The 21515-nt window shown below is 40.3% G+C and carries 7 protein-coding genes; 3 read left to right on the top strand and 4 right to left on the bottom strand.

The genetic code is table 11. The features are described from left to right. The first annotated feature begins 122 nt into the window (after positions 1–122). From ACO052_RS19245 to ACO052_RS19235, 3 genes are all read left to right on the top strand, one after another. On the top strand, positions 123–8867 hold the full coding sequence (locus ACO052_RS19245; protein ID WP_422105423.1) for a BspA family leucine-rich repeat surface protein: 8745 nt from the start codon (positions 123–125) through the stop codon (positions 8865–8867). Between the two features lie 710 nt (positions 8868–9577). Next, on the top strand, positions 9578–11752 hold the full coding sequence (locus tag ACO052_RS19240) for a T9SS type A sorting domain-containing protein (protein ID WP_422105422.1): 2175 nt from the start codon (positions 9578–9580) through the stop codon (positions 11750–11752). A 12-nt stretch (positions 11753–11764) separates the two neighbouring features. Continuing rightward, complete coding sequence (locus ACO052_RS19235) at positions 11765–11929, top strand: hypothetical protein (protein WP_422105421.1); 165 nt, start codon at positions 11765–11767, stop codon at positions 11927–11929. Between the two features lie 318 nt (positions 11930–12247). Here the strand turns inward: ACO052_RS19235 and ACO052_RS19230 are convergent, their stop codons facing one another. The 4 genes from ACO052_RS19230 to ACO052_RS19215 are packed head-to-tail and all read right to left on the bottom strand — an operon-like array spanning position 12248 to position 21504. Then, on the bottom strand, positions 12248–13438 hold the full coding sequence (locus ACO052_RS19230; RefSeq protein ID WP_422105420.1) for a hypothetical protein: 1191 nt from the start codon (positions 13436–13438) through the stop codon (positions 12248–12250). Between the two features lie 14 nt (positions 13439–13452). Continuing rightward, on the bottom strand, positions 13453–14007 hold the full coding sequence (locus tag ACO052_RS19225; RefSeq protein WP_422105418.1) for a hypothetical protein: 555 nt from the start codon (positions 14005–14007) through the stop codon (positions 13453–13455). Continuing rightward, on the bottom strand, positions 14004–19433 hold the full coding sequence (locus tag ACO052_RS19220; protein ID WP_422105416.1) for a hypothetical protein: 5430 nt from the start codon (positions 19431–19433) through the stop codon (positions 14004–14006). The genes ACO052_RS19225 and ACO052_RS19220 overlap by 4 nt, the downstream gene beginning before the upstream one ends. Continuing rightward, the gene (locus ACO052_RS19215; RefSeq protein ID WP_422105415.1) at positions 19426–21504 is read right to left on the bottom strand and encodes a hypothetical protein; all 2079 of its coding nucleotides are present in this window, start codon (positions 21502–21504) and stop codon (positions 19426–19428) included. The genes ACO052_RS19220 and ACO052_RS19215 overlap by 8 nt, the downstream gene beginning before the upstream one ends. Between the last annotated feature and the right edge of the window lie 11 nt (positions 21505–21515).

The raw sequence follows: 21515 nt of genomic DNA, 5'->3' as shown, positions 1-21515 counted from the left end.
CCCGTGCCACTAAGGCATGGGATATTTCTTTTAAACCTTGCGTACCGCTACGTAATATATACGTGCTGGCTCTTATTTCTCACCCTAAGAGCGCGTCCTAACTTGCAAAAAAAATATTTATTATGATTACTAAAGCCCTAAATAGTCGGAATAATAATAGTCTTAGATCAATTGCTATAAAGGTGATAATGACCTTACTGTGGTGTAGCTGCGCTATGTCAGCCAAGGCACAAAGAGAGCCCTTTTATGCTGGCGAGTTTCTTTACGAATACACAGGAAGCAAGCAAGACTACAGGATAGCTGAAGATGCTAACCCCGGTGAAATACTAACCTTTAAAATACGAGGTGGTGACGGTGGTTTTGCAAAAGTTTCGGATTGTGTGTCTGGAGGCGGAAATGGTGCTATTGTCGAGTTTACTTTAACCGTAGGCTATGGTACCAATGAAATTCCACCTGGGACCAAACTCAGATTTATTGTTGGCGGCAAAGGAACCGACCAGGATAGAGGAGATGTGAGTAATGTAGGAGCCAGAGGCAGTGGCGGCGGCGGTACTGCAGTATTGGCAAAACTCAATGATATTCCTAGTGATTGGGAAATCATTGCGGTTGCTGGTGGCGGTGGCGGTGCCTACCGTGGAAACGCACTAGGATTCTGTGTCGATGATCAAGATGGTCAAGGCGGGCGCTCAACAACGTCTGGGGGGAGTGGCCATGGAACCTACGGCGGTGTTGGCGGTACTAATGGCGAAGGAGGTACCGGAGGCGGTGATTCCACTTTTGGATTTACCGATTATGCCGGCGGTGGCGGTGGTGCCTTTTCTAAAGGAACGGGGAACAACATGGTTTTTGGGGATAATGGTGATCCAATGGGAGGTGAGAAAGGCCTACCCAGCGGTGGTGATGGCGGTTGGCGTAGTAGTCCGAGTCAAAATGGTGGCTGGGGCTTTGGCGGTGGTGGTGCTGGCGACCAAGGCGGTGGCGGCGGTGGCGGCTACTCAGGCGGCGGCGGCGGTTCCGAACTGAATAATGGCGGTGGCGGTGGAAGCTATCTTAATAGCACTTATACATCTAACAGCAGTATCGCTCAAGGCAACCATGACAGTAATACAGAGCATGGATGGATAGAATTGACCATCGATTGTCCGCCCGTGGATAACACCGCGCAAATAATCGATATTACGTTTCCTGCAGGTAAATGCAATAATTTCCTTCCCGGCAATACCAGTCAAGATAACTTTTCGGTAACGCTACATTCTACCTTATCAGATTTTAATTACAGATCATGCTATAGCCAACTCGTTGCCTTAGATAATCAAGGCGGATATAATGGCAGTATTAGTGCCGGGGTGCAATACTGGCTTTTATTACGTTATGGTCCTCATGCCGTCGTTGATGATATATATTTTGTTATTCCAAAATTTGAATGGCAGGATGAGGCAGAGCTTTATATGAATGCAGGAGACAGTTCTACTGTTATTAATGCACAAAGTTTGGTGAATTTAACAGGTACGACGACACCATTAATACAAAACTTTAATTTCCAATTTTTAAACGAGGATGGGACGCTTGCAGAAGGCGAAGAGAAAGAATTTGGTCCGGGACTGCATACCCAAAAAATAGGGTTGATATCCTTTGGAGGAACGATCTTATGTCAATACGAAATGACTGTCGATGTTAAAGCGGCAAAAATATCGGTCAATGATTGTGTTTCAGGAAACGTGGAACTCATAGAAAATATTCACCCGACTTGGTATCGATTTAATGGGCATCACACCCAGTGGCAATCCTTCTCACCTGAAGGTTCGGGACTTATGGAAAGCCTGTATTTTGAATTTGTCCCTGATACCTTTGACGGCTTTGAGATTCCGCAGAACGCCATCCTAAACATACACCGTGGCGAAGGCACAAGTGGAGAGTTAATCTATACCAAGAATCTCGCGGGCACTTTAGGAACATTTAATACGATTACTATTGATGAAACCCCATATTTACAAGAAGATGAAGTGTATACCTTTGCCATAACAGATCCAACGACGACCGATTGGGGACTGGCATTTTACATCAATGATTTTTACCCTAGGGGACGTCATTTTATATGGAACGATAGAGATGTCGCTTTTCGCGTGAATATTGCTGAGGCATGCGATGAGGATACTGGTATTGTAAGCACCTACATGGAAGACACTGAAGTTGGTACTACCAATAACAAAACCTTTACCATATCGAATATTGGAGAAGACATTCTAAGAATTTCTAGTATTACAAGTAGTAATAGCCAGTTCACCATCGGAACGTATAATTCCAATATTGCCGTGGGTGCAAGTACAAGCTTCGTGGTGGAATTTTCACCAATAACGGTTGGACCACAGCACACGACCATTAGTATTAATAGTAATGACCCCGATGTGCCCACCTACAGCTTTGACATTAGAGGACTGGGTGTGGCACCCTTACAACTGACTTGTAAAGACGACTTGATTTTCACTTTAGATGAAAACGGTACTTTGGAACTAGACTTTAATGCTATTTTGGATGCCGTGGAAGGCCAATTTACAGCTTCCAGTATTAACAATTCAGATACCGTACAGTTTACTTGCAGTACCATTGGTGACCATAATATTACCCTGGAAGTCAACACGGATGACGGGCTTTCGGCAAACTGTAGTACTATTATAACTGTACTTCCACAGATAACATATCCAGATATTGAAGATGTCACACTTTATACCAATCTAGGAACGGATTTACCAACCTATGATTATGATATAAGTACCTTTGCAGCGGTAGGATGTCCATTTTCTGCACCTGCACAAATCGATGGGTTGCCTTCAGGGTCGCCGTTTCCAATAGGCACGACGACAAATACCTACGAGATACTGGTCGAAGGTACCCCATTCACCTATGCCTTTGATGTGACCGTCATCGTGGATCCTGTAGAAACCACAATCGAACTCGACCAAGGCGAATTGACCATTACGGATGTCAATACAATCACGGACGATGACCAGATCACGCTGTCCATCTCAGATGATAATAGTACACTATTGATTAGTGGCTTAAACGGTTCGGTAGAACTTATCGGTAGCGACTTGTCCTATGAGGGCGATACGGGCACAGTGGTGTCAGTTCCGATGACTGCCATCACCGGGGGTATCATATTCAATGGGCGTGATGGTAATAATGGCATTACCATTGAAGATGATTTTACACTTTCGGGAACAGGGAATGGATTGATAATCAATGATATAAGTAATTACACGCAATTAGGAGTCTTGGATATAGAAGGTGACTTTAGCATCACCGGTGATGCCGATATTGCGATTACCGACAGTACATTTGACGGTACGGTAAGCCTGCAAGGAAATACCATCGATATTAAAGCTATTGAAGGCCTTACACTTGGAGCCATTACGGCCACTGGAACAGCCGCTACGGATATGAACTACATATACAGCGACGGTGATATTTTGTTGTCATCGCCCGTACAAACGGCTGGTGGTTCCAATTTAACCATACGAGGAAACATTGTGCAACAAGCTTCTGGCGGCGTCATTACCACCAATGAATTGATTTTAGAGGGCAATACGTTCTTAACCAGTGCATTTGTTCTTGATACGGCGGACAATAACATCAATAAACTGAGCTCCAGTACCACGGACCATCGCACAAGTGGGATATTATTCAAGGACGTGGATGCATTAGAACTAGGAACCATCGATACCGGTGCGATTTACTTTACGGCGGATACCTTTACCTTGACAGAATCGACGAATCTCACATTTAGTTTCGACAGTCTTTTAGCTGGCGGTATCAATCAAACAGCGACCAATAGCAGTTCCCCTGCACGGATCAACCATAACGGTGGCAAGTTGAGGATGTACGGTGCGACGCCATATACTTTTACAGGTGCGTTCCAATATACGGCAGTTGCGGGAACGACGACACAGATTACAAGTACGGCCGTACTAATAGACACACCGAACCATGAACAGACTTTTGGTCAGCTGGATATGTTTTTTGAGTCCTTTACGGTGGCGGCAGGTTCTATAGTTAATGTCCTGAACAAAGGCGAGTTTGAATCTTCTGGGACGGTATTGGAAGGCAATGGTATTGTCAATGGCAATATCGATATTGTTACTCAGGCAAGCCTAGATCCGGGAACCGATGGGGCTGCTGGCAGCTTGACCATTAATGGTGATTTGAAATTATATACAACGTCAATCAATAGTAATAATTTCCCAATCTTCAAACCTTTTATTGAGAGCGATGTCAACTATGATGTTTTGAACCTTACGGGAACCTTAGAATTGGACAATGTAAAATTTGAACCTACGGGCGATTTTACCATTACGGATGGCACGCAAGAGATCGTACTTATCCAAAATGATGGGACAGATCCCATTATAGGGACCTTTCACGGACTTCCGGAAGGCGCTAGTTTTGACTTCGGTGGTTTTTCAGGGGTTATAAGCTATATGGGCGGTGATGGAAATGATTTTGTTTTAATCACGGATATTATAGGCCCAATTGCCATATGCCAGAATCTGAGTTTTGACTTAACGCGAGATAACAATGAAATTACCATAACGGCAAATGATATCGATAATGGATCCTCAGACAATGTGGGTATTGTCACCTATCTCATAAACGGCGGTTCTGAACTATCTTATGATTTTCATGATATAGGGGAAAATACCGTGACACTTGCGGTGTTTGATGCCATGGGTAATATGACCGAATGTGAGGCCACCGTAACCATTAATATTGTAGAAACGGAGTATTTTATCACTGAATGGGAAACGACTGCCGCTAATGAATTGGTCATCATAGAGACGGATGGAAACCCAGGATACCATTATGTAGTGGATTGGGGCGACGGTACGGTTGAAACCCATATTATGGGTGATTCCCAGCACAGATATACTAGCGCAGGCATTTATAATGTTTCCATTATCGGAGACTTTCCCCAACCAGAGTTTGGAAGCCTTTATAATGAGGTGTCAAATAGATTAAAAGCCGTAGTGCAGTGGGGTACCAATCCTTGGACGAGTATGGGAGGTGCTTTTAGGGGTTGTGCCAATTTAGACGTGACAGCAACCGATACGCCAGACCTTTCTAATGCCACATCGCTTAGTGGGATGTTCTTAGCATGTACCAGTTTAGTGGGGAACAGTAGCTTCAACGCTTGGGATGTCTCCAACATAGAATATATGAATCAAGCATTTATTGCTGCTACTAATTTTAATCAGGATCTCAGCAATTGGGAAGTCGGTAATGTTACTGACATGCGATCCATGTTTGCTGAAACTAATTTTAACCAAGATATTTCCTCATGGGATGTGAGCAATGTCACGGATATGAGATTCATGTTTCAAAACGCGACGGATTTTGACCAAGACTTAGGAGCTTGGGACATTTCCTCTATCAATAGGATGTACCGCATGTTTAATGGTGCTGGCTTATCTACAAATAATTATGACAATACCTTAATAGGTTGGGCGACTTTGGATACGAGTGCTGGAGAGACCCAAATACCAACAAATGTTGAATTTCATGGCGGTGATAGTCAGTTCTGTGCGGCCTGGGAAGCAAGAGCATCCTTGGTGGAGACCTATGGCTGGACCATTAATGATGACGGCATTGTATTGGATTGTTTAGCGCCTACGGACTTTTTTATAACCGAATGGCAGGTCAGTGCAGGAGAATCGATTACTATTCCAACGAATCCTGCTTATGATTATGCTTATGTTGTAGACTGGGGCGATGGTAATATCAACGCATACGCTACGGGAAGTGTTACTCATAACTATGTCTTGGGAGGTACTTTTACAGTAAGGATTATTGGTAACTTCCCTGCCATTTATTTTAACAATGGGGATATAGATATACCTTATGCCGAACGGATTAGGAAAGTCACACAATGGGGTGCCATACCATGGCAATCCATGAAAGCGGCGTTCTTTGGTTGTATATATATGGATGTCACAGCTTCAGATGTACCAGATTTATCACAGGTGTTAAGCCTGGAGAGTATGTTCGGGTTATGTTCAGGACTTACAGGTGACCATACGGATTTTAATGCATGGAACCTATCAAACATCACCGACATCAACGATATGTTCTATTTTGCTCATGCGTTCAACTCAGACCTAGACAATTGGAACGTGTCTAATGTCACCAATATGACAACGCTATTTTGGGGTGCCGAGACATTTAATGGTAACATCAGCACCTGGGATGTTTCAAGTGTCATTGATATGGATGATATGTTCGATTACGCCATTAGTTTTGACCAAGATTTAGGGGGTTGGGACATTTCTAGTTTAGCTGATGCTGGTGGTATGTTTATTAACACAGGTTTATCTACAGAAAACTATGATAATACCTTGATAGGCTGGGCGACCTTAGATACGAGCGCTGGCGAAACAGCTATTCCAACAGGTGTTGATTTCCATGGCGGTGATAGTCAATATTGTTTGTCCGAAATACAACGCCAAGAGTTGATCGATAGCTATGGATGGGAGATCGAAGATGGAGGAAAAGTTTCAGACTGCGTCAATCCCAATAGCTTTATTACTGTATGGGAAACGACTTCGCCAAATCAGCGCATTTCGCTGGGAACAGGTACAGACTATTCGGTCAACTGGGGGGATGGTACGGTTGAAGTTGGTCTTACAGGTGACGCCATTCACGAATATATGTTGCCAGGGACCTATACCGTTTCCATTGTTGGAGATTTTGGAACCCTCTTTATGAGCCCTGAGTCATTCGATGTATCAGCGCTTCAGGAGGTCCAACAATGGGGATCCATTACATGGGAGTCGTTAGCTGGTGCTTTTTTCCAATGTTCGAATTTAGACGTAACGGCTTCAGATGTTCCTGACCTTTCCAATATCTCGGACCTGAACGGTATGTTTTTTCAATGTACATCCCTTGTAGGGAACGATACCTTCAATCAATGGGATGTTTCGAACATTGAAAGTATGGAATTTATGTTCTGGGAAGCCACAAGCTTCAATCAACCCTTAGACCAATGGGAAGTGGGGAATGTCACGTCTATGAGAGAGATGTTTGTTGGAGCGACCAGTTTTGATCAGGATTTGGGAAGTTGGGATATTTCCAGTTTAACAGATGCTGAGGATATGTTTTTAAATGCTGGTTTGGCTACAGAAAATTATGATGATACCCTAATAGGCTGGGCTGCCTTAGATACCTCTAGAGGAGAAACACAAATTCCTTTGAGTATTAATTTACATAGCGGTACTAGTCAATATTGTTTATCTGAAACACAGCGACAGGATTTAATTGATACTTATGGCTGGAGCATTACCGATGCTGGTCTGGATCCGACTTGTCCAACCGATGTTTTGGTAGCGCCAAAAGTGTATTTGCAAGGGGCGGCTTTAAATCCTAATCCAGGTGAAGAACATTTAATGCGCGACGATTTACGCCTTGGCACAAGTAGTATCATTATTTCGCCTTATGATGGTGTGGCGACGCCAGAAGATGTATCAGCGTTTTTTCATTATTCAGGACCTGGGGCCTTTGTAGATTGGGTCTGGGTAGAACTGCGCGATAAAGATGACCCTTCAATAGTAATAGCGGGACAGTCCGCTATGCTTACCAGAGAAGGTAATGTAGTTGATTATTCATTTATAGAGGACGCCGAACCGTTAGTTTTCAATATACCAGAAGGTAGTTATTATGTAGTAATCAACCACCGCAACCATGTTGGTATCATGAGCAGCACTCCGTTTACATTGAGCGATACAGTTACCGAAGTCGATCTATCGTCAGCGCCTTCCCAGGTTGAAGGGGGCAACAATTCAGTTGTTTTGTTACCCAACGGCAAATATGCCATGTACTCAGGTGATTTTGATGGCAATGCCCAGATCCAGAATTCGGATGCCAATGCGGTGATCCAATTGATCGGTGGGGCAGGCTATGAGTATGCCGATATGGACATCAATAACCAAATCCAGAATGCGGATGTCAACGCATTGATCAACCCTAATATCGGGCGTGGCGAGCAGTTTGGCAGACCTGGAATCGCAACGGAGCTCTTATCGAGCGCTGTCACTGTGGCCTTTACCAATGCAGAGATTACCAATGATGGTATGGACGATTACTACGAAGCCGATATTGTGATATCGGGAACCACGGACTTTTATATAGGCTCGGGCCAGGTCTACCTGGAATACAATACGGCAGCCTTTGGCGAGAACGTCGCGACGAATAACAGCATAGCATACAGTCAACCGGACGGCAGTATCTTGGGCTATAGCTTTGGACCCTTTTCACCAGCCTACAGGGACTTTGTGCAGAACGACAATACGACCTCAAGGGTGTCCCTATCCTTCCAGCAGAACATTGGGCTGGCCGGTTTGGAGACGGCACCAGAGCTGCAGATCACCTCCACGCCAAAGGTCCTGTTCCATATCAAGATCCGCTATGTGGACATTAGTGCCGATGCCGATATCTGTTTCTACAGCGAAGGGGTGTTCCAGGACCAGTTCTTTACGGCCTGTGGTGGAACGGCCACGGCCGATTGTACCAACACACCAGGCGTACAGATTACCAGCGATACTTATGACTGTTCAGAAGCGGGGGTAGGTACCTTAAGTATCACAGGTCTTGAGAGCGAACAAATCCTATTATACCCTAACCCCACCAGCAGCAGTTTTAGAATCAAGGGGCTGACCACCACAAGCCAGATACGCATCTATGATGTCAATGGCCGACTGATCCTAGAGGAGCAGCGCGGTGACGATCGTCCTATTGACATGAGCCGCTACGATAACGGGATCTACTTGGTAGAGATTAGTACAGAACGAGGAACACAGATTAAACGCCTCATCAAGAAATAAATAAGTAAGATAAGCTATGAATTTCGTGTTATCAAGACATAAGATGCTTTATAGACTCCCATTATATACGTGCTGGTACGTAATAAATACGAGTCGGCTCGTATTGGTAGCGCTGTCAAAGCGGCATATCTTGCGAAGGATTAATAGAAATCATTTATAAACCAAGCATGAATATAACGACGAGATAGCCCCATAGGTTTTTAAATGTGGAGTATTGATTAAATAGCAAAAAACAGTTGGCTTTAACTGGGGTAAGAAATGACAACTGTATAAAAAGAACCCGTGTCTACAAGACATGGGTTTTTTATGGACTACTAATACATACGTGTTGCTACGTAATAATTACGAGCTGGCTCGTATAGGTGGTGCAACCAAAGCGACGTAATTTGCAACGTATTAATAGCTCTTACTTTTATAATACCATAGATTGATAAGTTGAAGTCAAATCATATGGATATGGAAAGTAGAATATTGATTAATAGCCATGATACAGTTGAATTCTTCAAAAGATAGAATGACAATTGCATTAACCTCCGTGTGTTAGGTTCACGGGGGTTTTTTTATGAAGATTATGGTAATACGTACTACTACGTAATAAATACGAGTCGGCTCTTATTCTTTAATTAGTGAAGTGCCTCTACCTTGCACTTAATTATGATTAATGAATTAAGTAAAAGAATTAGACCAAATCGTTTAACAAGATCACAATTATGAAAAACTTTAGCTATGTATTTACCCTTGTAATGTTAAACTTAAGCTTCGCTTATGCCCAGGACATTACCCTTAGTTTCGGTAACGTTGCCATAACCAATGACGGTATCGATGATTTTTACGAAGCCGATATCTTTATTGAAAGTAGTACCGATTTTTATGTCGGTTCAGGGCAATTGTACTTGGATTATAATACAGCGGCCTTTGGGGATAACATCTCGGCTAACAACAATATCGAATATAGCCAACCGGCAGGTTCGATTTTGGGCTTTAGCTTCGGTCTGTTTTCACCAGCCTATAAGGACTTTGTACAGAATGACAATACAAGTTCAAGAGTATCTCTATCCTTTCAACAGAATATCGCTTTGGTAGGATTGGAAACAGCACCTGTTATACAGATCACCTCTACTCCAAAAGCCTTACTCCATATTAAAATGCGCTATGTCGATGCGAACTTGGCCCCAGGTATTTGTTTCTTTAGCGATGGCGTGTTCCAGGATCAGTTCTTTACAGCCTGTGGTGGTGGAAGTACTGCAGACTGTACCAATAACCCAGGAACCCAAATCACTAATGACACTTATGATTGTTCAGGTGCCACATTGAGTACTGCTTACACATATAATAACGCATGGTCGCCGTCAGACCCTAATGGGGTATCCACGGCTTCCGATAATATCAATATTGTTGCCGGTAATGCGACGATAACCTCCAATACGGATTGTGATAACATAAACATCAGCGCCGGTGCCGGTCTTACCGTCAATAGCGGTGTGACCCTCACCACAGCCTCGGGAATGGTATTGGAATCCACATCGATCAGCTATTCAAGTGTGATCTTAGACGGTACTTTAACCGGGACGACTACTTACAGACGTCATGTGAACCAAACAGCATCATCAGGTGGCAATGACCTAATCTCACCGCCGGTCTCGGGCGAGACCTTCGACAACCTCTTGGCCTCGAACAGCAATATCGTTTCCAATGCTGGAAACACTTTGTACCTGTTCGGACCTTTTGATAAAGCCTCAGCATCCTACATGACCTATGCCAATACCGAAACGGTAGCATTGACAGCTGGGGTTGGGTATAGAGCGGCAACAACCGATAACAGTACCTTGAGTTTTAGTGGCGATATCAACCAGTCTAATGTGAACATACCTGTCGTAGATTCAGGCCCATCATTCAGTGCCTGGAACCTGATAGGGAATCCCTATCCCAGCTATCTCAACGTACAGGATTTTCTGAATAATGCGACCAATGCGACCTTATTGGACGAGACCAACGTAGGGATCTATGGTTATGACGGTGATGCTTCGGACGGTTGGGTGATCTATAATTTGAACACCACGGATGTCAATACAGTAATCGCTCCGGGACAGGGCTTTTTTATAGCCGCAGAAGCCAATGGTTCCATAGCCTTTACACCGAGTATGCGACGACATGGTACGGGTGACGATTTTGTTGCAGGACGTAACAATACGACCAATCAACACTTGAGGTTGAAGCTTAGCAATACCAATGACATCTCGACTACAGACTTTTATTTTAATGGGAACTCAACAGATGGTTTGGACGCAGGCTATGACGCTGCTGTTTTTGGCAATACGGCAGATGATTTTGCAATATTTTCCCATTTGTTAGAAGCCAACCAAGGCGTGGATATGGCCATTCAATCCTTACCATTGGATCTATTATCAAGTGGTACCATGATTCCTCTAGGCGTCAATGCTAATCAAGGCGAACAATTGACCATTGGTATTGAGAGTTCAAATCTGCCGACGGATATTGATGTATACCTAATGGATACTCAGACGAACCAATCTACGCATCTGAATACTGAGGATTTTGTAATAACGCCGGTAGAGGACTTAAGTGGTACGGGACGATTTTATATAGGACTTAACCAACAGACTTTGGGGAACAACGAAATCGATTTTAATAGTCTTCAGATATATACTTTAAAGGATGTTAATCAATTGGTCATCAGGGGTACCATTAACCACGGTACAAAGGCCAAGTTATACGATATTAATGGTAGGGTTGTCCTGAGCAAGGAGATTGAAGCAGAGCGCAATTATAACACCTTGGATACCGCCAGTCTACAGGCGGGTATGTATATCATAGAATTGTCGCATAGTGCAGGAACATATACACAAAAGGTAATTATTGATTAATGCAGCTTAGAGATGAGAAAAATAGAGAATAAAGACAATCATATCACTCGTAAAGAAGCCCTAAATAAAATGGGTAAATATGCAGCGCTGACGGCATTAGGTACTATGGTTATACTAAATCCACTTAAGGCACAGTCATCATCACCTCCAGACCCTGGAGGAAATCCTTTTGATTAAGCGCAGGATTAAACTAAAATAACCCAATAAAAAGAAATTAAAAAGATAATTCGGGAATCATCCCAGAGGGAATGAGGTACTGAATTATAACCCTCTTCATTAATTAATAGCTGAAGACGCACAATACTGTTTCGCTTAAAGGGGTTGAGTGTAAGTAAACGGTAGTGCAAGAAAGCCTCCTTAATCTCTTAAGGGGGTTTTCTGTTTTAAATTTCTAGAACCAGAACTTAGATAAGACGATTTAACTTTCTGAATTACGTCAAGAATCTGGAGGGCGGCAGTTTATAAGGAGGCATTAATGATATTTTACTATTGGGCTCATTTAACCCTAACGCTCTTTCTAACATACGAGAAAGAATCATCATCAGAATTTCTGTAGATAAGCAGTACTCCAGATTCTTCAGGGTCTTGAGATCGGCAAGCAATACCCCAGTGGTCCTTAACATAACGTTCAAAAGGGTAGTAATCCTCAAACCCCTTTATAATAGGTTTTAAGACATAATCGTCGTAATCCATAGGGAGGTCTATTTCATCAATAAGTTTAGCGTTTTGGCTGGCGTCGAACTCAAAAAGTACCAAACGTTGGGAACCAGTAAGTACTTGTCTTAAAATAAATGCTGCATATTGATCAATGGTTCGGTTGACATCTGCTGATATAGCAATTTTAGGCCCAAATGGGAATGCGCGTTTGTATATTCTTTCGTAGGTTCCGGTAGAGAGCTTTTCTTCAAATATGAGACCATCGCTGTTGTCTTTGGAGACCACCCCTTCAAAATCCCATACTGACATTGTGTCTTTTTCTTTTCCAAATCTTTCAATGTCATCTTCAATAAAATTACTTCCAATATAGTTTCGATTTTTATAATAACCTATCAAGGCTTTACGCATCCAAGATTCAGGTATACTTAAATTATCGGCCTCTCCGCGACCTAATAATGATCTGTAAATAAGCAGTTCTTCTTCATTGACTAAATAAAAACTATTAACATGTCCACTTTTAGCGTTAAAAAATGCGTCATAGTCCTCGGTAACTTTAGCTGTAGATGTCCTCTTGTCTAATTCCAGTACTTTTAGTTTATGACCAAATGGGAAAGAATCTATTTTTTCAGCTTTGTTATTGATGTCTCTTAAATACAGTTTGCCAGGAAGGACATAACTATATTCGTAGGTATTCCAAGGAATACTATTCCTACTGTCTAAAAATGCATAAGCACCCCAGCATATGCCAGCTGTAATTACAAGTATAATCAAGGCATTAACTAGCCTCTTTCTTAACTTATCAATGCCCGGTTTTTTATAAGTGTTGAGGTGTTTTCTGAGCGGTGTTCTAACTATACGCTCTAAGGCTTCTAAAAATGCTGCTTTTTCACCATTGAATTCCGCTTTTTTAAGCGCATCCTCTAGTGCTCGTTCCGAAACTTTACCTTTAGCATAGGTCTTTGCGAATTCTTTTAGCGGGACTATTTTTTCTATATCCTTGAGTAAATCGTCGTATTTAGTATTAGGCATAGTAAGATATTTGGTTAGTTTTTTGTACTTGCTTTTTCTCTTCCACGTTCATCAGTAAGTCCTAATAAAAACTCAAAAGGGAGTTCTGCATAAGCAACATCGTCTTTTTTGACAAGCTTAACAGTATACCCATAAATCTCATCTGTGTTATGTATGGTAAAAAGGGGGGTGGGAGTTTCAAATTTCTGGGAAAGTAAAAGGTCTATTCCCATACCATTTAAAAATATTTTTTGATACGCTTTTTTATGTTTTTGCTGCGCTTTTTTCTCTTTTGGTAAGACCAATAAGATGGACACTTCATCATTTTTGGTTTCTACCGTCACTTTGTCATTCCAGCCTATTTGCGCAATAAGTGCCTTTAGAGTATCTAACTTTACTGAGCCTATATGACGTTCTTTGATAATAATGTCGTCATTAGAGCTAAAGTTTTTGTCAATATTCGTATTGGCCGTCTTTTTAGAACTCATTGTAGCGGTTGCGGTTTCTGTTTTATATAACCATGCAGAACTGAGTAGCAATACCACCAAGGCTATTAAAGGAAATGTTAGTTTTTTTAATATCTGAATCATTGGTTGATAGTTATTTCCGGAGTTGAATTGTTGAAATATTTTTCAAAGCTTTCGCTGTTAGTCTCTACTTCTTTTACAATCTTTTTGAGCAATTCATAGGGTAAAGCACCACATTCATAGCAGGCAAAATAGAAAATGTAGAATCTATTATCCTTCAGGTCATTGTAGCTAAGGTTGTTCATACGGTTCTTGCTGATTATAAATAGCAATAGTTTATCACTCTGTCGTCTGCCTTGCCGAGTTTCAAAATTGATGGTCCCTGTTTTAGCATAATAGAAGTACGGGGAATCGCGTTGCAAATCGTTCATCCTTTTTAAGGTACCTCTAGAAACTACGTCTTCTAGGCTGCGAAGTAATTTTGGTTGATAGAAATTTTTAAAGTAACCGTTATGGCTTCCCCAAGAATCCATATCAATATCAAAAGGGTTGTAATCTTGCGTTTGTTTGGTGTCGTCTAGGGTTAGTTGAAAATCACGATTCATACTTATTAATCGTCCACCCATTTCTGCCATTTTTAAGGGCGTTACCACTATTGGGGAACCTCCCAAAGTACTTTGTTTCAAAGCCCTTCCAAAACCTTTGTTTTGTTCTCTGTTATCGTGAATAAATGAGGACTGCTCGGGGTAACTGAAACTTTTGAATTCAGTAGCATTATTTTCAAAAACACTTGTCCTAAGGTCGGGATCAAAATTCACATAGTTATTTCGTCGTTTTTCTTTTGGTATGGAAACACTTAAATCAAAATTGCTTACTAAGCCCTTAGCAAGAATTGAATTGGGGTTACCAAAAAAATCGCTGTCACCGTCCATAGAACTTGGCCAATTTTCAGGATTAAACGTAAGGTCATATTTTCGATTACCATGACGCATTACAGGATAACTCATTGAGTCTCTTCGAAATGGTCTAAAAATAGCGTTGGAATTGTATTGCAGTGCCGTTTTATTATAGGAACCCAAAAACATAATTAAAGAGTGGTACGTGTTTGACGATTGAACGAGATACTCTAAATTGTCACTGGGCGAAGGGTCTACGCCACTTAAGGTCCAAGGCGTGATAGGTTTTCCCCCGTAAGATTTGAGTTTGCTTTCATCATTATACACTTCATTTTGAATTTCTTTGGTCATCCCTTTAAGCTTTAGCGTATTCCAATCGAAATTAAACTGAGAAGTAGTAGCAGCATACATAATGGGTTTTATAGACGATCCCGGGCCAATCCTTACCTGAAAAAGGTTAAGGTTTCCTTTTTCATCTCTACCAGAGGACGGACTTTGTATAGCATAGGCTTCTTTACGGAATTTTAGAAGGCCTTTAACATCATTGGGGTTTAGTCGTTTATTTTTTGTGTAATCTAACATTGTTCTGATTCGACCATTGCCGTCAACTATAGACACCGCAAAACTCTGCTCGTTCCACCGTTGATTTTTAGTATATGTTTTAATAATGTCATTGATATTTTTAGTGAGTTCATAATCTATACTTACTCTTATACTATCAGTAGCATTATCCTTATTAGAATATTTTGATTTAGCTGCATTAGCATAGTTATAGGCCCAGATAAAGTCTTCGCCAAGTGGGTAAAAGAAGCGCTGCTTACCATTAAGCCATATGTTTCGCATGAGATAGCTGTTGTTGTTTTTTACCAATTTATATTGACTAACACGGTTTTTAGGGTCATAAACGTTTATAAAGTCGTTGGGATTAAAACGGAGCGCAAAACTGTTGTATGCTTGTTCAAAAGAGGTGTAATTTCCCTTGTTATTAATCATTTTAAATTTTCCCAATTCCTCTTTAATATTGGTGGAGTTTTTTCTTAATAACAGCGCCATTTCATTATCCATAAGCCAATGACCGGGAATGACGGAGATTTTATAATTTCTGATGTTTTTATGCTCTGTCATCCAATCAAAGTCCGGATTAAATTTATTGTTTTGAATAACAGTAAATTCCGAATCATTATTGGTGTTTTCTAGGGTGAACGATAGGTCCTTTTGTGCAGCGTATAAGTGTCCCATCCATCTATTTTGCTGATGTGCAGGCGGTTCTATAAGGTAGTACTGTTCGTTAATGGCCAGTTGTAAGAAGTCGTTCTTAACAATGAGGTGTAAAATCTCAGCTGGGTTTCTTTTATTATTTAAATCCTTGTAGAAATATTTGTAAATACTATTAACAAAAGGTTTGTCGCTAATATGATCTGGATGTAAACGGTCGTCCTGTGCCTCTTTTATCAAATACGCATTAAAGTTGAGTATAAAATCATCTAAACGATTTAAATTGCCATAGAAGTCGACAATGCGGTCTCTATTAAACGTTTTATCGTAGTAGTCGCTTTCCTTATTTGAGAGTTGGCTTTGATAGGCTTTAAGGTGTCTGTTGAGCACAATTATCCGGTCTTTTACTTCTGCGATTGTGGGTTTTATATTGAATAATTCCTCCTCTATAATGTTATTTTGTACTTTCAGAACCGCACCTATAATTAGAAGTACGCCAAGAGTAGCGGCCACAACCTTTATCTTATGCCTTTTTTCTGCATAGGACTCTTCAACACTTTCCGTTCGCTTTTTGGATAGTATCCCAATTAAAAACAGCAAAAATGGCATGTATAGTGTAAGCTTACTGGTTGTGCTTAAGAAGGGGAAGTCCTGACCAAAAAAGATAAAACGATTTGTTGCTGTGAGCCATACAAAAAAGGCAATAGTAAAAAGGAGTATGATGCCATTGAGACCAATGAAGTTATAACCATCGTTTCTGTACTCTAGGATGTACATAAACAGCAAGGTTACTATGAGTAAAATGAGCCCAATTACAACAAACTCGTTGTGTTCGGCAATAACATATCTAGTGACCACAACATCGCGTGTTTGGGTGGTATAACCAGAACCCTTATTGAAGTGTGGTTTTAATGAAAAATAACCTTTTGGCGCATCTTCAGGCGCAAACAAATTCTTTTTGAGATAGGCATTTATGAACCATTGATTTTGTCCTGCTCTAAGTATTTGACTTACCTCCGAGGATTTAAATTGTTCTTGTTGAATCAATTTATCTATAGACGTATGGTGAATTTGTGCTCTATACTTTACATAATTAAAACGTTTTAGCAGATCGGGAGCGTCATTAGCATAGCCTATGACCGCTACTGCTGCGAATACAGTAATCAACCCAATGCCAAAAAGTTTTTTGCGAAATGAACTGGTAGGAATGGTGTCTAAGTTTATAATAGTCCAAAGTATACCAGCCATGATTAAGATACCAAAAAGACAAACTGCAACATAGGTTACTTCGCGGTGTGTAATAGCTAAACTTATAAAGTTACTGCCTAGAAATATGGTTGTAAGGAAAAGTATAGCAAATAAAAGAGCTCTGAAAAGTCGACGTTTAGAGGTTTTTCCTATGAGGGCAATTAAAAACTCTCTTAGGCATACAAACAAAAAGAAAATGATTCCAAAACCGGCGTCTGCTATAAACATCCAGCCCATAATTAAAAGGGTGTTGAAAGCATTGAAAGGCTCTATACCAAATACCGTAATTGGCCGCCTATCTATTGATAAATTTAAGTATGTGATTAAAAAATAGAGCGTGATTGGTAAGAATATGTTCAGTATACGTTCTAGTGCATCAGACCCTAAAAAACTGATAGCAACAGCGCTTAAACATAGAATACTGTAGGCGAGTACGAAGGCCCAGAACGGTATCCTTTTCCATTGACTTTTGAGTCGGTTTGCAAAGTTGATAAGGCTTTTAGTGTCCTTAAGGTAAAATATACTGATTCGAAGTGTAAAGAACAATAACATCCACAGAAATGTAAACACAAACCAAACATCACTTCTAAGGGTGTTTTCGTATTCGTATTTCGAGATTTCTTCAATGGGGACAAATGTACTTATGCGCCAATGTAAGATGATGCGAAGGAGAAGGAAAACAAAAAGAACAATATATGTGCATACTTCAAACAGATGGATTTTTTGATGGCCAACAAGTTTAATGACTAATAATACCAAAATGATATAGGTAATGACGAATCCATAGAGTTTGAAATTTGTTAATGCATTTGAAGCTCTGAGATTGGTTATTTGAAATCGCCAGGAAACATTATTAGTTTTATTTTTGGTTGACAAGAGAAATTGCTCATCTGCGCTAATTTTTAGTATGCTGTTATCCGAAGGTTTTTCTATTAAAGGAACGCTCTCGTTGTATTGGTCATTGATTTGAAAGGCCATGGCATTTTGACTACTACCCTTGTCATAGCGTATACTTGCCAAACAATGATTCTTGTTTGAAGCACTTTCAAATAGAGGAAAATAATACCCGCCATCAAGGGTGTTTTCAATGACTTCATCTAAGGAGGATGAGATGAACATTAGATTTTTAGCATCTGCCTTAAGCCTGAATTTCTGGGGAAAATCGAACTTTAAGGTCCTAACATTGTTCTTTATTTGAAGACTATCGGGTGCGGCTATTAAGAGCTTTTCTGTAGCATTTTTTCCTAGTCCAGCAAAGAATGGTCTATTATAGGGGAGTAAGAAACTAAAGGATTGTTTGGCTTCATTACTCTGTATAACAGAAATGCCATTTGAAATGCTAAGACCATCAGCTTCAACAAAATGCTTGCCAGGGAAAAAGAAAAGTGTACTGTTAGAAATTGGGTTTCTGGAGCTGGTGCTATAAGCTTCTCTTATGAGATAGCTGTCCTGAAAAAGGAATAACAAGTTGTCTAAATTGGGAAGATTGCTCTGCAGAATCAAATCTATGAAAGGATACCCGATAGAGAGCTTCTTATCAAACTCAACGGTTTCCATAGCTTTGGTATCTGTTCCTAGTTTATAAATGGCTTTAGAAGAAGATGACTTACCCGCGTCATTGGTAGCTTCACTAATTTCAAGCCTTAGGATAACCTTACCATTGTTTTTTACTACAAAGCCTTTGGATATGTCTAAATCGTAGACATTATTTTTTAGGTTATATCTTGTCGACTCCCTAATATAAAAAGGCTCGAAGAAGTTTTCAATACTAAATCTGCTAGCATTTTTATCTACGTTTTTTATGGTAATCTGACCTTCTTTTCCTTCCCATAACGCGTAAAGTGAATCTTTTGCATTGACCAAAGGCAGCGCATTTTCGTAATCAAATCCGACATGTTCAAGAATATGATAGTCTGTATTATCAAAAACATGTTTTCCAGCATCCGGGAAGGTGTAACTATTTATAATACGCATACCCATAATGCCTAATATGACTATGGCTGGTAATATGAGTATAGACGTTTGTTTAGAAAACCTTCTAAAAACAATTATGAATGCCAGAAGGATAAGACTAAAAATAATAAGGCTTGTAAATGTGGTAACTATAAGGCTACAACATAGTAGGAAGGCTAGCCACCCCACCATAAACAACGTTTTTCTGTCTGGTAGTGCAAAATTAATTCTAGCCATTCGAGTTGTCTTTTAAAAAGTTAGGTCCGATGTAAAAACCGTAAAAAAGCACATCCTCTAAAGTCTCAATATTGACCTCGCGTGCCAATTCTACTAGTTTTCGTACCTCATTTGGTGTTTCTAGGGCACTATTGGTCATAGGCTGGTATTGTTCGCCACTTAGTTGTTTTATGGATTGATTATTGAGTACCATGCCATAATTTACTTTGGTGCCCTCTGTTTTTGGTAAACGCAGTACTACTTTTATGTAATCTAGTATATGGAAAGCCATACTGAATAATTGTTGAAAGAACCAAGACTTGTCCTCAGGTGAGAGTGCACCAGATTCCTCTAAACGTTCTGAAAGACCTTTATAGCGTTCATGGAATTGATATAAGTATCGATTCTCTTGTGTAAAGTCTTGCTCATATTGCGCTATTAAATCTAAATATGGTGATATTTTAGAGGTAATAAAGGTGTCAATATCTAAAGTATACGATTGATGATCTAATGTTAACTGTTCGTATGCTGATTTGATGTTAGCAATAATTTCTGGTATGGCCTCTTTTAAAAGTGATGTGTCTCGTTCTTCTACTGATTTTAGGAAGACATTAAACAAATGTGCTTCCACCATGCTTTTTAACGATATTTCAAAATCGAACCTATTGCCTGGTACTAAGGATTGTAGTACAGCTTTTAATTTAGACAATTCCTGAATTTGGATGTTCAATGCGTCGGAATCTGATGGTAAGTCCTCTTCTAATAGGGTCCGTAAATTTTCGATACGATCGGCTAGGTTTAAGGTTTTTTCTAGTTTAATTAACGTAGGTTCTTCTATTTTAAATAGGACTAGCAAATCCATAAATGGATATACCTTACCTTCTGTATTAATCCTCTCCAGATTGCGGTCCAATTGATTCAAAAGTTGCGAATCACTAACTAAATTGGTGCATTCGAGAATACCTTTCATGTGTCGTTCTATACTGCGTAATTCCTGTAAACGATTTTCAAACATGCCTTGATTTTGACTCACATTTTCATCTAATAGATAAAGGAAGTCTGATAGCTGCTGGTCTACAGTAATAGGAGTAACAACAGCAGAACTCAGTTGTGCTCTCCGATCTAGAAAGGTGTGAAGTTGATTCAGCTGCTCATTGATGAGATCATTGTCTTTAAAGTATTTAGCAAGTGCTACAGTGATGGCTTTCAGGTTGTTATCATTTTCTAAAGCATCTTCTAGAGTTTTATAGCCCAGTATAATACGATCGTGATCGGGATTAGAACCTTCTTTTAATTCATCACTATAATCGATTCGATTACGACATGCTTTTAGATAGTTTTGAGCATCCTGCACCAAAGGTTTTAATACAGTCTTGTCACCGTTTTCGAAAAAAGTCTCAAGTTGGTGAACAGATACGTAGCGCTTTCTCATCCACAGGAGACCAAAAGCGATGGCTCCAAGAATTATTATAAGTATTAATGGCCATATCCAAACATTAGAAGTTCCGGCTGGTGTTTGCGAAGGATCATTACCTCCCTTTATTGTCTTTGTGATAAATCCATGATCAGATTCGTCAATCGTATAGTCTTCATTTTGCTTTTTTACACTGCTTACCTTTCCGTCTTTAATAAAAACATGGGCATCATTACTTTTTTTCGCCAGGGCAATAAGCGAGGAACCTAAGGCATGTTTAAGTTCTAAATGCCTCCATTGTGAAGTTATGCTATCATTGGAGGCACCAATAGCATTGAGTAAGTCCTCAAATCTCCATCCTCTTATAGAGTCTTGTAGTTGAGTATAGGTCTGATTTTCACTAAAGCTTAGTTCTGGAAAGTAGGCTGTTACAGCATTTTCTAAAGCCCCAATACTAACAATTGAGTCATAAGCCAGCTGTTGGTCATTAACTTTAAACGTGGTGGGCGTATAATCTATTTTGAAGGCTCCGATAACCAATTGCCTGTCGGCTATTTTAATTAAAGGCAACGAATGGTCTTGTGGTCTGGCCATTCCTAAAATTGATAGGATTCCCACAGTTAAAAGCACCGTGACAACCGTAGATGGTTTTATATTATTTGAAAGGAAGCATTTCATAATGTGTCTGT

This window comes from Winogradskyella sp. (assembly GCF_965228925.1).
Classification (GTDB): Bacteria; Bacteroidota; Bacteroidia; order Flavobacteriales; family Flavobacteriaceae; genus Winogradskyella.
This window is presented reverse-complemented; position numbering and strand designations above follow the sequence as displayed.

What these genes read in the sequence shown, in the direction of transcription:
- ACO052_RS19245 (WP_422105423.1), top strand. Translation starts at nt 123, where the DNA reads ATGATTACTAAAGCCCTAAATAGTCGGAATAATAATAGTCTTAGATCA.
- ACO052_RS19240 (WP_422105422.1), top strand. Translation starts at nt 9,578, where the DNA reads ATGAAAAACTTTAGCTATGTATTTACCCTTGTAATGTTAAACTTAAGC.
- ACO052_RS19235 (WP_422105421.1), top strand. Translation starts at nt 11,765, where the DNA reads ATGAGAAAAATAGAGAATAAAGACAATCATATCACTCGTAAAGAAGCC.
- ACO052_RS19230 (WP_422105420.1), bottom strand. Translation starts at nt 13,438, where the DNA reads ATGCCTAATACTAAATACGACGATTTACTCAAGGATATAGAAAAAATA.
- ACO052_RS19225 (WP_422105418.1), bottom strand. Translation starts at nt 14,007, where the DNA reads ATGATTCAGATATTAAAAAAACTAACATTTCCTTTAATAGCCTTGGTG.
- ACO052_RS19220 (WP_422105416.1), bottom strand. Translation starts at nt 19,433, where the DNA reads ATGGCTAGAATTAATTTTGCACTACCAGACAGAAAAACGTTGTTTATG.
- ACO052_RS19215 (WP_422105415.1), bottom strand. Translation starts at nt 21,504, where the DNA reads ATGAAATGCTTCCTTTCAAATAATATAAAACCATCTACGGTTGTCACG.